Annotated in this window: 10 protein-coding genes and 1 pseudogene; all 11 read left to right on the top strand. The window is 44.2% G+C overall.

The annotated features are described in order from the left end of the window. Window positions 1–13 precede the first annotated feature (13 nt). Window positions 14–1279, top strand: a complete 1266-nt coding sequence (locus HMPREF9380_RS03525; protein WP_002934122.1) for an efflux RND transporter periplasmic adaptor subunit — start codon at window positions 14–16, stop codon at window positions 1277–1279. Continuing rightward, the gene (locus HMPREF9380_RS03530; protein ID WP_002895848.1) at window positions 1266–1940 is read left to right on the top strand and encodes an ABC transporter ATP-binding protein; all 675 of its coding nucleotides are present in this window, start codon (window positions 1266–1268) and stop codon (window positions 1938–1940) included. Before HMPREF9380_RS03525 ends, HMPREF9380_RS03530 begins: the two co-directional genes overlap by 14 nt. Window positions 1941–1952: 12 nt before the next feature. After that, window positions 1953–3170 carry an ABC transporter permease gene (locus tag HMPREF9380_RS03535; RefSeq protein ID WP_002897806.1) on the top strand — a complete coding sequence of 406 codons (1218 nt, stop codon included), beginning with the start codon at window positions 1953–1955 and terminating at the stop codon, window positions 3168–3170. A 21-nt stretch (window positions 3171–3191) separates the two neighbouring features. Beyond that, window positions 3192–3848 (top strand): response regulator transcription factor, encoded by a 657-nt coding sequence (locus tag HMPREF9380_RS03540; RefSeq protein ID WP_002897805.1) that lies wholly within the window; start codon window positions 3192–3194, stop codon window positions 3846–3848. Continuing rightward, a complete protein-coding gene (locus HMPREF9380_RS03545) occupies window positions 3845–5218 on the top strand; it encodes a sensor histidine kinase (RefSeq protein WP_002934121.1) in 1374 nt (457 codons plus the stop codon). The genes HMPREF9380_RS03540 and HMPREF9380_RS03545 overlap by 4 nt, the downstream gene beginning before the upstream one ends. A 170-nt stretch (window positions 5219–5388) precedes the next feature. Continuing rightward, window positions 5389–6567 (top strand): AI-2E family transporter, encoded by a 1179-nt coding sequence (locus tag HMPREF9380_RS03550; protein ID WP_002934120.1) that lies wholly within the window; start codon window positions 5389–5391, stop codon window positions 6565–6567. Beyond that, a complete protein-coding gene (locus tag HMPREF9380_RS03555) occupies window positions 6554–7783 on the top strand; it encodes a tetratricopeptide repeat protein (protein WP_080560670.1) in 1230 nt (409 codons plus the stop codon). The genes HMPREF9380_RS03550 and HMPREF9380_RS03555 overlap by 14 nt, the downstream gene beginning before the upstream one ends. Next, the gene (locus HMPREF9380_RS11860) at window positions 7770–7964 is read left to right on the top strand and encodes a hypothetical protein (RefSeq protein WP_162093960.1); all 195 of its coding nucleotides are present in this window, start codon (window positions 7770–7772) and stop codon (window positions 7962–7964) included. Before HMPREF9380_RS03555 ends, HMPREF9380_RS11860 begins: the two co-directional genes overlap by 14 nt. Then, entirely contained in the window at window positions 7933–8652 is a 720-nt protein-coding gene (budA, locus tag HMPREF9380_RS03560; RefSeq protein WP_002921628.1) for an acetolactate decarboxylase, read from the top strand. The genes HMPREF9380_RS11860 and budA overlap by 32 nt, the downstream gene beginning before the upstream one ends. A 74-nt stretch (window positions 8653–8726) precedes the next feature. Next, window positions 8727–9123, top strand: a pseudogene (locus HMPREF9380_RS03565) (flavodoxin family protein). A gap of 193 nt (window positions 9124–9316) precedes the next feature. After that, the coding region (locus tag HMPREF9380_RS03570) for a CshA/CshB family fibrillar adhesin-related protein (protein ID WP_002934115.1) at window positions 9317–12909 on the top strand (3593 nt) is incomplete at its 3' end.

Here is a 12909-nt window from a genome sequence, read left to right as displayed (position 1 = left end):
GGTTGGAGGCAATATGTTTCGAAGAAAAAAAATGAATCGTAAGACCATTCTATTGGGCAGCACGGTCATTCTCGCTTGTGCTGGGCTGGGAGGCTATCTGTATTTTAGACAGATCAATCAACAACAGGCCATGAAAATGGTAGATAAGACGATTGATTCGCTGACAGTCCAAGAAGCTGTCAATAACAGCAAAAAAACAAGCCTGGTTTTATCTGGGGAAGTAGTTGCCAACAATAGCAGTAAGGTCAAGATTGACCCGTCTAAAGGGGAAGTCAAGGAAGTATTTGTCAAAAATGGTGATACCGTTACACAAGGACAGCCGCTCTTTTCCTATGCGACAGAGCAGCAATTGACAGCCCAGTCGGCTCAATATGATGCCCAGTCCAAGGCAAATGGCATTACAGCCGCTCAAAATAGCGCTGCGATTAAATGGGAAACTTATAATCGCAAGTTGGCCAGCTTAAACTCACTCAAGGACAAATACAATTCCAGTCAGGATGAGTCATTGCTGGAGCAGATAAAGTCAGCTGAAGACGAGTTGGCTCAAGCGCTGAGCGATGCTAAGACTGCGGATAATGAAGTGACGACAGCTCAGATTGAGGCTGAAAAGGCTCAGGTGACAGCCCAGACAGAATCAGACCGGATGAAGTATGATACTGTGACTGCAGATACAGCAGGAACGATTACCTCTATGAATGAAGATTTGCCCAATCAGTCCAAGGCCAAAAAGGAAGAAGAAAACTTTATTGAGATTATGGACAAGTCTAAAACTCTGGTCAAAGGTACTGTCAGTGAATTTGACCGTGAAAAGCTGAGTGTCGGCCAGAAAGTGGAAGTGGTGGATCGCAAGGATCCTAAGAAACGCTGGAGTGGTACGGTAACTCAGGTCGGCAGTCTGACAGCAGAAAATACTTCCAATAATAATGGTGGGAATAAGCAACAGGAAAATCCTAACCAAGGTAAGTATCCTTATACAGTTGAGCTGGATCAGGGTGGTGAAATGCCGCTGGTGGGTTCCCATTCCTATGTCAACATCGTGGAGAATGCTCCCGAGGCAGGAAAGGTAGTTGTCAATAAGGCTTATACTTTCAGTAAAAATGGCAAGACCTATGTCTGGAAGGTAGAGGGCAAGACTCTGAAATTGCAGGAAGTTAAGACCAAGAAAGTTTCTGACCGTTTAGTAGAGATTACAGAAGGTCTGACTATGCAGGATACCATTTCAACACCGAGAGCAGGTATGGAAGAAGGGATGGAGGTAGGACAGCATGTTAAAGCTTAAGGATATCCACAAATCTTATCAGCAGGGCAGTCAGGAATTTCCAATTTTAAAAGGAATTGATCTGCATGTGAAAGAGGGGGATTTTCTGGCTATCATGGGACCGTCTGGATCTGGTAAGTCCACTCTGATGAATATTATCGGCTGTCTTGATAAGGCAAGTTCAGGGACTTATCATATTGAGGGGACCGATGTGTCTGAGCTGTCTGACAATCAGCTGTCCGATTTGCGCAATCAGAAGATTGGCTTCGTTTTTCAAAATTTTAACCTCATGCCCAAGCTGACGGCCTGCCAAAATGTGGAACTGCCTCTGACTTACATGAAAATTCCTAAAAAAGAGAGACGGGAGCGAGCTCTGGAAATGTTGCGATTGGTCGGTCTGGAAGAAAGAAGTGATTTCAAGCCTATGGAGCTTTCCGGTGGTCAGAAGCAGAGGGTAGCCATTGCACGAGCCTTGGTAACCAATCCCAGCTTCATCCTTGGGGACGAACCAACGGGGGCCCTGGATACCAAGACCAGTGTGCAGATTATGGATCTTTTCAAGCAGTTTAATGATGAGGGCAAGACCATTGTCATCATTACCCATGAGCCGGAAGTAGCCCAACTCTGCAAGCAGACGGTTATCCTGCGGGACGGTAATATAGAGAGCAAAGCGATAGGATAGAAAGGAAGCTGTATGGAAGATATTTTTGTAGCTCTGAATTCAATCTTGTCGCATAAAATGCGCTCTATGCTGACCATGTTGGGGATTATCATTGGGATAGGCGCTATCATCGCTATCTTTTCTATCATTGAGGGAAATACGGAAAATACTAAGCGTCAGCTCATCGGCGGCAACAATAACACAATCAAGGTCGTCTATGACAAGAAAAGCGCCATTGATCCGACCATTCCAGAGAAATCTCAAGCTCAGAAGCCTTCTTATATTCCCTTTATGGGAGAGGATGTATTAAGCAAGATTAAGGAAATCTCTGGGGTCAAGAATGCTCTGCTGACCTATGGTACAGATGAGAAGATTTACTACCTGAGCCAAAAGTCATCTGGGAAGATTCAGGCTGTTTCGCAGACAGCCGCTGACATCAAGCAGCAGCGTCTGCTTGAAGGTGAAGGATTTGACTCAGAAGCCTTTAAAAATCAAGAGCAGGTGACCTATTTAGAAAAGTCACTTTATGACAGTCTTTTTCCAAAGGGTGATGGTATAGGCAAATATGTTGAAGTCTTGGGTAATCCCTTTAAGGTCATTGGCGTGTTTGAGTCGACTGAGCAGAGTGGTTTAACAGCTGGTGCGGAAAAGGTGGCCTATATTCCCTTGCAGCAGTGGCATCGGATTTTTGATACCATTAATGTCAGTCCTGAAGTGACTGTCCAAACCCACAAGGCTGATGATTTGAAGAAAGTGGCCAAGAAGGTCAGTGATTATCTCAATCAGCAAATGCCACCGTCAGACTATATGTTTGGTGTGCTCAACCTGCAGGAATTTGAACGGCAGCTGGACAATCTCAACAAGTCTAACTTCGTCTTGCTAGCAGGTATTGCCAGCATCTCCCTCTTAGTCGGAGGTATTGGTGTTATGAATATCATGTTGGTTTCAGTGACAGAGCGGACTCGTGAAATCGGGATTAAAAAGGCTCTGGGAGCTCGGCGGAAGATTATTCTCAAGCAATTCCTGATTGAGGCAGTTATCCTGACTCTGATGGGAGGGATTATTGGCGTGGTGGCTGGTATCGCCTCAGGCTTTGCCATCACCCAGTCTCTAGCCTATCCGTATATTTTATCCCTCTTTTCTGTCTTTGTAAGTTTGCTCTTTTGTTGTATAATAGGAGTAGTATTTGGGCTCCTGCCAGCTGTGAAAGCATCCAAGCTGGATCCGATCGAAGCCCTGCGATTTGAATAGGTAAAGGAGAAAAATCTAAGTATGCACAAGATTCTAGTGGTGGAAGATGATACGACGATTAATCAAGTGATTTGCGAGTTTTTAAAGGAAAGTCAGTATGAGGTGAGGCCAGTATTTGATGGTGGCGATGCTTTGCAGGCTTTTGAAGAAGAACCCTTTGATCTAGTCATCTTAGATATGATGCTGCCAACCAAGAGTGGTCTGGAAGTACTGAAGGAAATCCGCAAGACTTCTCAGATTCCGGTCATGATTTTGACAGCACTTGATGACGAGTATACCCAGCTGGTCAGCTTTAACCATCTCATCAGTGATTATGTAACCAAGCCTTTTTCACCGCTAATCTTGGTCAAACGGATTGAGAATATTCTGCGCAGAAATACTGTTGCTTCAGAGATTGCTGTTGGCGACCTGACGGTTTCGATTGATGACTGCACGGTTTACTGGCAAGGTGAGAAGATGCCTCTGACCAAGAAAGAATATGAAATCTTGCAGACTCTAGCTAAGAGGAAGGGGCACTTGGTGACCCGAGATCAGCTGATGAATACTATTTGGGGTTACAGCGAGCTGGATAGTCGGGTGCTGGATAATCATATCAAGAATATCCGTAAAAAGATTCCGGGTGTGCCGCTGAAAACTATTACGGGTATGGGTTATCAGCTTGGAGGAGAAGACAAGTGAAAATTGTCAAAAAGAACTTTCTCTTGACCTCGTCTATCATTTTCGTGGTGGTGACTATCGTTCTAGCCAGTCTTTACTTTGCCATGCCGGTGTATTATCAGCAGGTTAAGAGTGGAGAAGCTAAGAGAGAATTTGACCAGGTTTCCAAGCAAGTCAAGGGAAAGTCCAGTCAGGAAATAGGCGAGCTCTTGAGTGATTATAGTAAAAAGAGCAATCTGATTTGGTTTACCTTGCTGGCGAAAGACAATACCATTCTCTATCCCTCACTCGAAGCTGGCGATGAAAGCTCTTTGCAACTGACCATCGTCCCAACAATTGCCAACAGTGACTATGAGAGCAAGAGTTTATCAGAAAGCTTTCGAACTTCAGATGGTAAAGAAGTTGTCCTGAGAGGGGAATATTCCTTACAGCCTGTTTCTGATGCTAGTCGGATTTTGCTCAATCTCTATCCATTTGTCTTGCTGGTTTCTCTGAGTTTAGGTGGTCTAGCTGCCTATCTCTATAGCCGGACTTCCAGTCAGCGGATTAAAGCCATCTCTAAAAGCACCCGTCAAATGACGAGTCTGGCTCCAGATGTGACCTGTCAGGTCAAGGGGCGTGATGAGATTGCCGAACTGGCCCAAGACATTAATCATCTCTATGCTAATCTGCTGACTAGTATCGAGGCTCTGCGCCTAGAAAATGAAAAGGTTGCAGAAAGCGAGCGAGAAAAGGCTGAGTTTTTACGAATGACATCGCATGAGCTCAAGACACCCATTACCAGCATGATGGGGATAGTTGATGGCATGATCTATGGAGTAGGAGAGTTCAAGGATCGAGACAAGTACTTGCAGAAGTGCCGAGAAATTCTAGAGGAGCAGTCGGAGTTAGTTCAGTCTATCTTAGCCATTTCTAAACTGGAGATGAAGACTGAAACCGAACTGGAAGTCTTTTCACTCAAGCAGGTCTTGGAGGAAAATCTGAGCACCTATCGAGTTTTAGCAGATGTCAGACACTACCATTTTCAGGTTGAGCTGGCAGAAGCGAAGGTCAAGGGGAACCGCACCTATCTGCTCAAGGCTATCAAGAATCTTCTGGACAATGCCTTTCATTATACAGTAGAAGGTGGACAGATTCTACTTAGGCAGGAAGAGCGTAAGCTAGTCATCGAAAATGAGGCGGAACGCGTCTTGAACAAAGACCAAATTCAGCAGATTTTTCAGCCTTTCTATCGGCCAGACTACAGTCGCAATCGCAAGGATGGCGGAACTGGTCTGGGACTCTTTATCGTTCAGCAAATTTTGGACAAGCATGGTCTGCGATATCAGTTTGAAGCCGTTGATGGGCGGAAGATGCGCTTTAGCATTTCTCTGCCAGCTGTCGAAAAATAGCCTCGTATTCTAGCTGGCTGTGCAGGAGCAGAAGAGAGAAGTCAGAAGCTGTATTTTGCGAAAAATACAAGTCTTCTGGCACCTCTCTTTTTTTGCTTTTCCCTATAGTTGAGCAGAGAATTTTTCTCTGAAAAATGTTACAATGAAATGACGAGTTAAAGGAGGAGAATATGGAGCACAAAGAGAAAGATTTTAGCCTATCCTGGTTTTTTAAATGGTTTTTAGATAACAAGGCCATTACAGTATTTCTAGTGACCCTTTTGATGGGGCTGAATATTTTTATACTTAGTAAAATCAGTTTTATTTTTAGTCCAGTCATTGAATTTTTGGGAGTGATTATGCTGCCGGTTATTTTAGCTGGCCTGCTTTATTATCTGTTAAATCCTATCGTCGACTGGATGGAAAAGCATAAGATTAATCGACTGGTTGCTATTACCGTTGTCTTTGTTTTAATTGCTTTTTTGATTATCTGGGGCTTGGCTGTTGCTATTCCTAGCTTGCAGCATCAGGTCATGGCCTTTGTCAGAAATGTTCCAGCTTATCTGAAGCAGGCTGACAAGTTCATCGACGATGTCGTGACTAAGTATATTTCGGCAGATTTCAAGCCGCAGATTGAGGAATACACTAGCAATCTGTCTAGCCAGATTACCGATTGGGCCAGCAATTTTTCATCGCGGGCAGTTAACTGGGCGGGGAACTTAATCAGTACAACTTCGCAGATTGTCGTGGCTATTATCATCATGCCATTTATCCTTTTTTACCTGCTGAGAGATGGGAAAAATCTGAAAGGCTATGTGACCCAGTTTCTGCCAACTAAATTCCGCGCTTCTTTTGGTCAAGTGATGACGGATATCAACAGCCAGCTGGCTAATTATGTGCGAGGTCAGGTGACGGTTGCTATCATTGTAGCTCTGATGTTTATTGTTTTCTTCAAGATTATTGGTCTGCGCTACGGTGTCACTCTTGGAGTAATTGCGGGCGTTCTCAATCTGGTGCCTTATCTGGGCAGCTTTTTGGCCATGCTTCCAGCTCTGGCAATCGGTTTGATTGCTGGCGGCCCAGTGATGCTGGCTAAGGTCATTGTCGTTTTCATCGTTGAGCAGACAATCGAGGGGCGTTTTGTTTCTCCCCTGGTCTTGGGCAGTCAGCTCAGCATTCATCCGATTACGATTTTATTCGTATTATTAACTTCTGGTACTATGTTTGGCATTTGGGGCGTTTTCCTAGGAATTCCCGCCTATGCTTCAGCCAAGGTAGCCATTGCAGCCATCTTTAAGTGGTATCAGAAAGTAAGTGGCCTCTATGAAGCCGATTTTGAAAAAGAAGGAGAAATCAGTGAGCAAGAGTGAACAAATGTTGGCAGCTTTACAGGAGCAGGACCTAGCTCTGGCTGACCGCTATTTCGAGCAAGCCCTGACTACAGACAGCGAAGAAGAATTATTGGACTTGGCCGATTACTTAGAGAGTATCGGCTTTTTCCCTCAGGCCAAGCGTATTTTTGAAAAGTTGGCTCCTGACTATCCAGCTTCTTATATCAGTCTGGCAGCTATTGCCAGTGATGATGGGGAATTGGAGCAGGCATTTGCCTATCTGGAGGAGATTCAGCCAGACAGTGACTGGTATGTAGCTGCTCTCTTGGCTAAGGCTGACCTCTATCAGCTAGAGGGGCTGCCTGATGTAGCTCGTGAAAAATTAGCTCAGGCAGCAGAGATGACTGATGAGCCTTTGGTAACCTTTGGCCTGGCTGAGATAGATTTGGAGCTGGGGGATTTTTCACAGGCGATTAAGGAATACGCCCAGCTAGACAATCGCTCAATCTTTGAGCAGACAGGCGTCTCAACCTATCAGCGGATTGGAGTCTGCTATGCCAGTCTTGGAAAGTTTGCAGCTGCTATTGAGTTTTTGGAGAAAGCAGTTGAGCTGGAATATGACGATGCTGCGGTTTATGAGCTCGCAACTATATTAGCGGATCAGGAAGAATACCAAAAGGCCAATCTTTATTTCAAGCAATTGGATACTCTGTCGCCGGATTTTGAAGGCTACGAATATGGCTATGCCCTATCTCTTCATGCGGAGCATCGGACGGCTGAAGCCCTGACTCTTGCCCAGCAAGGCTTGGCTAAGAATCCTTTTGAGACTCGGCTCTTGCTCCTAGCCTCACAGCTTTCTTATGAACTTCATGATGAGAAAGCGGCTGAACATTATCTCTTGCAGGCTCAGGAAGATGCGGATGATTTGGAAGAGATTGCCTTGCGTCTGACTACTCTTTATTTGGAGCAGGAGCGCTATGGGGATATTTTAGAATTTGCAGAGCAAGAAGTCGATAACGCCTTGACCCGCTGGAATCTGGCTCGTGCTTATCAGGCCTTGGAAAATCTTGAAAAAGCAGAGGAACTCTATAATCAACTGGCTCGTGAATTGCAAGACAATCCAGAGTTTTTGGAGCAGTATGTCTATCTTTTGCGAGAACTAGGCCGATTTGAAGAAGCTAAAAAGGCTGCTGTTTCTTACCTGAGATTAGTACCTGATGATGGGAGTATGCAGGAGCTTTATGAAAGCTTATAACAGCTCAAGAAGCACTCGCTCAGCCCTTTCTCACAATTTATGGTATAATGATTGGCGGAGAAATTCAGTAAGCCAATGTAATAAAGATGAAAAAAACTTAGCTGGATGGGCAATAATATTTTTAGGAAGAGAAAGATTAAGGAAAAAGAATGGCAGAACCAATCAAATTATTTCAATATAATACTTTGGGAGCTTTGATGGCTGGTCTTTACGACGGCAGTATGACTGTTGGGGAACTGCTTCAGTATGGAGATTTGGGCTTGGGAACGCTGGACTCTATTGATGGTGAGCTCATTGTTCTCAATGGTAAGGCTTATCAGGCAAAGGGATCTGGAGAAGTGCCAGAAGTGGTTGAGGTGTCACCAGATATGACAGTACCTTACGCGGCAGTTGTTCCCCATCAGGCGGAGGTCATTTTCCGTCAGCGCTTTGAGATGGATGACAAGGAGTTGGAAAAGCGGATTGAGTCTTACTATGATGGCGAAAATCTTTTCCGCTCTATCAAGATTCACGGTGATTTCGCTCGCATGCATGTTCGGATGATTCCCAAGTCTACAACGGAGCGGAAGTTTGCGGAAGTAGCGGTTAATCAGCCTGAGTATCGTAAGGAAAATGTCACAGGTACCATCGTTGGTATCTGGACGCCTGAGATTTTCCACGGGGTCAGTCTGGCAGGCTATCATCTGCATTTTGTATCGGACGATCTGACTTTTGGCGGACATGTTATGGATTTTGTTATCAAAGAAGGTGTCGTCGAGTTGGGTGCTGTAGACCAGCTGGATCAGCGTTTCCCAGTACAAGATCGCAAGTATCTCTTTGCTAAATTTAATATGGATGAGATGAAAGAAGATATGGAAAAGTCGGAATAAATAGTAGGGGTGAGCATTGTTTGCTTCCCTCTTTTTTGATATAATTGGAAAAAGAACAGAGGAGAAGAGAAGCTATGATTTATTTGGTAAACGCCAGCCCAAATAGGAATGGCAATAGTTTTAAGCTGGGGCACTTTTTTCTGCGGGATAGAGATTATGAGGCTCTTCAATTAGTGGACTACCACATTGAGCAATATGGCCAGTCAGCAGAAAACGACCAGTTCTTTCAAGTCTATGAGCAGCTGAGTCAGGCTGATGTGCTGGTCTTTACCAGCCCTATTTATTGGTGGTCTTTTTCAGGTCTGCTAAAAACTTTGTTGGACCGAGTAGCTGATGTGCATGAGCCGCTTTTGCCAGAACTGCGGACTCAAATATGAGGGGCTGGCAGTGACTAATCATAAGCTAAAAGAAATCGAAGGTTGGGAATTAGCAGCCCTGCAGGAAAAATTAGATAAGGTTTTATTCAATTGAAGAATATAGAAGAAGCTGAAATGGCTTCTTTTTTAAAGAAAAAATCATATTTAAAGAAAAAATCATAAAGAAAGCGAATACAATATAGTTAAAAATATTTAAAACATCTTTAAATATTAAACATTTATATAGCCAAGTAAAAAAAAATGGTGTATAATAAAGCTTATAATAAAAAATAATTTAGGAGTTTATTATGGGAAAAGATTTGTTCAATCCCCATTTGCGTAAGTTTTCGATTCGAAAACTGAACGTGGGTGTTTGTTCTGTGCTTTTGTCTACCCTAATTCTTTTGGGTACGGCAGCACAGGTCAATGCAGATGAAGCAACAGCTTCTAGTGGTCAAAACGAGGCGACTCGAACTGACATTAGCAATTCTACAACAACTGCTACGGATGTTGTAAGTTCACAACCTGCAGAAAGTGCGACTTTCTCAGTTACACCTCAACCAGTATCTACAGATACTTCAGCTACAGTTTCACCTGAGTCAAATGTCAAGCCAACGAATGACCAGACAAATGCAGATGATTCTACTTCTCAACCAGCTATTGAGAAACCTGTTGTTGCTTCTTCTGAAGCTAAGCCTGTTGAGAAACCTGCGACCTCTTCAGATGCTAAGCCAGTTGAGAGCGCAACTGTGCCTACTAGTGACACTACAGCTACCCAACCTGCAATTAGCGTGGAAACCCCACAACCAAGCCGCTCACGTCGTACACGTCGTGAAGCAGCCCCTACCGGTCTTCGGGATGGTGATCCTAATAACACAATTGCGAAACCTACTTTAGCAGATTCAGAGAAGAAGCGTCCTGCTGACTTAGTGAAACAAATCAACTGGTTAGATTTTGGTGATTCTCAAGCGTTCAGAGATCTTGATACTGATGGATCTCTTAAAGTAGGGAGTGTTTATGAGAAAGAAATCTCTCCAGGCTATGTTGTTAAATTAACAGTTACGGAGTTGAAGCCATTCCACTCAACTGAAATCTATCGTGATCGTGTAGCAGGCACTCAGTATGCTGATACCTATGATCCTGATGCCAAAAACACTTGGTTTAGATATGTTCCTGCAGATTATAACCGCCAAGTTAAAGAAGGCGATTCTGCACGTCCAAAAATCATTGGGGCGCCGATGAACCAATGGACGGCCTTACGTGAGCAAGGAATCGATACCAACGGGCGGAAAACTCAACTACAGGTACCTAAAAATGGTGCTAGCTACGGTGTGAAGTTTAAGGTTGAAGCTACTTACCTTAATAAGCCGGTTAAAGCAACCGTCGTTATGGCGGATGGTGAAGAAGCTAACCCAGGTGAATATGCTATCTTTACTACTAATGGTCAAGGCTGGGAGCATCTAGCAGAATGGAAACGTGTTTCGCCAAACGGTAATGTGATTACCGAAACTTATGCGCCTATGAATCCTAACAGATTAGGTCAGTATATTGGTGATAACGCGACTACTCCAACAATTGACTGGACTAAATTTACTAACCCAGATCAAAGAACTGGGGGTTTAGGATCACAAGTCTTTGGTCCTAACACGTCTAAGGATCACACTGTGCCAATCGTAATGACTCGTGAGGCATCTGAAGTAGGCATTTATATCGCCTCATCTGGTCAACAGGGAGCCATGATTGGGTTTATGGTTGTCGATACTGGTGACGCGCCTGAGAGCTATGGAAATGCTGTTCATACTATTTCTGGCTATAATGCGGCTACTGGTGGACAAAATCCACAACCATATCTTGGACGGAAGCCAGCTGATATTGATACCACTTCAGGAAACGATTGGACGCATGATGACAATACAGATCATGCCGATGAAGGCATCGATCAACTTTTACCAGATGATTTAGTCGGTAAGACCCATGAGCTCTTCCGGGCAGATCGTCTTCGTGATGGTGATTATTCAATTCGTTTCCACGCTTCTGCTAATGGTAATGACAAAGCTTATGTTCGAGCATGGATTGATTTCAATAATAATGGAGTCTTCGATGATAATGAAGCTAGTGATTTTACGGAAGTAACAACCGAAGGAGATTATACAGTTACTTTCAGAAATCATGCTCCTATGAATGACGATACAGTTAAGAAACTTGGGATGCGTGTTCGTATTGCCTTGAATCAAGGAGACATCGAGAAGCCTACAGGTACTGCGTTTAGTGGTGAAGTAGAAGATTTACAAGTTAACCTTACTTACCCACCAAAAGGTGAGAAGAAAGAAACTAAGGGCTTGCGAGATCAGCAACAACAAACAAGCCTACGCTTTACGCCACGTGGTTTCTCCAAAGACGATGAAAATGCAAGAGCAACTATTGATACTAACAAAGCACCTGTTGTTTTAGACAATGCGGGTACGGTTCTCAGTCCAGACGCAGAGGGTTGGTATACAACGGCAGAGGGACGTTACAAGGTAACACCAAATGGTGATAATGTTGACGTCGTCTTCGTTCCAAAAGCTGGATACGTTGGTACTACCTCAGGGATTAACATCCGACGTTTTGACAGCAACGGCGCAAGCACCGAATGGACTGCAAAGAACAATTCAGAGCCTGTTGTCAATCAGCCGCTAAATTCCATGGATGCTCGTTACATTCCAAAGGTACTTAACTTTACAGAACATCTTTCAACAGATGCTCAAGGTTTACCGCAAGTAAAAGATATTTTATTTACTGATGGAAATCCAGCTAATACGCCTGTTCAGCCTTCTGCAAGCAATCCAGCTACCTTCCTAGATGCTGATGGCAACCCTGTTTCTGGGACAAGCATTCCTGCGACCTCTGGTGGCAAGGAAGTTGGGACTTTTAGCTTAGATCCAGCTACAGGACGTGTGACCTTCACTCCTAACAAGTCATTCGTTGGGACCGTAGACCCAGTTAACTTGCAAGTGAATGATGCAAATGGTAATGAGCATCGTGCAACTTACCAACCAACTGTTACTCGAGTTGTACCAACAGGTCAGAATGCAAGCTCTGAAGGTATTCAAGGGGCAGAACAGTCCGGCAACCTAGTTTTCAACCCAGGTGATAGCCGAGTGCCAATCGATGAAGCCGTTGCTCCAACATTTGACAATGGTAAATCAACTAAGGAAGTTCCAGGTGTTGGGACTTATACAGTGGATAATACAGGACGTGTAACCTTCCAACCACTTCCTGGCTACACTGGTCGCCCAAATCCTGAAACGGTTAAACGTGTGGATAAGAATGGTACAGAAGTAACGGCTTCTTACCAAGCTGATGTTAAAGCTGCAACTCCAACAGGCCAAGATACTCAGACTACTGGACCTCAAGGGCAACTTCAAACTAGCCAACTTAACTTTGTGCCAGGTCAAGCAACTGTTAATAATCAAACGCAAACAGTCCCATTAAACCCAGCAGGACCACAATTCGTTGTGGATGGACAAGTTCAACAGGGTAATACCTTGGCAGTTAGCGACGCAAGTGGCAAGTTACAAGGAACCTATACGGTTAAACCAAATGGTGAAATCAGCTTCCAACCAGCTCCAGATTTCCATGGAACACCTACTCCAGCGCGTCTTCGTGTAACGGATAGCAATGGTTCTACGGCAGAAGCAGTATATCAGCCAACTGTTACGCAAGTAACCCCAACTAGCACCAATGCTGAATCAAGCGGTATCCAAGGTCAGCCTCAGAAGGGAACCCCTACTTTTAATGCTGGTGATCCTGCAGTTCCAATTGATATGGATCGTCCAATGACTTTTGATGATGGTAATACCACGAAGTCAGTTCCAGGTGTGGGTGAATATTCAATTAATCCAGACGGATCCATTACTTT

The sequence above is a fragment of the Streptococcus sanguinis SK49 genome (assembly GCF_000212815.1).
Taxonomy (GTDB): Bacteria; Bacillota; Bacilli; order Lactobacillales; family Streptococcaceae; genus Streptococcus; species Streptococcus sanguinis_C.
Note: the sequence above shows the minus strand (reverse complement) of the source record. Positions and strands in the feature narration are given on the sequence as shown.

Excerpts from the sequence above, each read along its gene's own strand:
- HMPREF9380_RS03525 (WP_002934122.1), top strand. The coding sequence starts at position 14 with ATGTTTCGAAGAAAAAAAATGAATCGTAAGACCATTCTATTGGGCAGC.
- budA (WP_002921628.1), top strand. The coding sequence starts at position 7,933 with ATGGCAGAACCAATCAAATTATTTCAATATAATACTTTGGGAGCTTTG.
- HMPREF9380_RS03530 (WP_002895848.1), top strand. The coding sequence starts at position 1,266 with ATGTTAAAGCTTAAGGATATCCACAAATCTTATCAGCAGGGCAGTCAG.
- HMPREF9380_RS03550 (WP_002934120.1), top strand. The coding sequence starts at position 5,389 with ATGGAGCACAAAGAGAAAGATTTTAGCCTATCCTGGTTTTTTAAATGG.
- HMPREF9380_RS03540 (WP_002897805.1), top strand. The coding sequence starts at position 3,192 with ATGCACAAGATTCTAGTGGTGGAAGATGATACGACGATTAATCAAGTG.
- HMPREF9380_RS11860 (WP_162093960.1), top strand. The coding sequence starts at position 7,770 with ATGAAAGCTTATAACAGCTCAAGAAGCACTCGCTCAGCCCTTTCTCAC.
- HMPREF9380_RS03535 (WP_002897806.1), top strand. The coding sequence starts at position 1,953 with ATGGAAGATATTTTTGTAGCTCTGAATTCAATCTTGTCGCATAAAATG.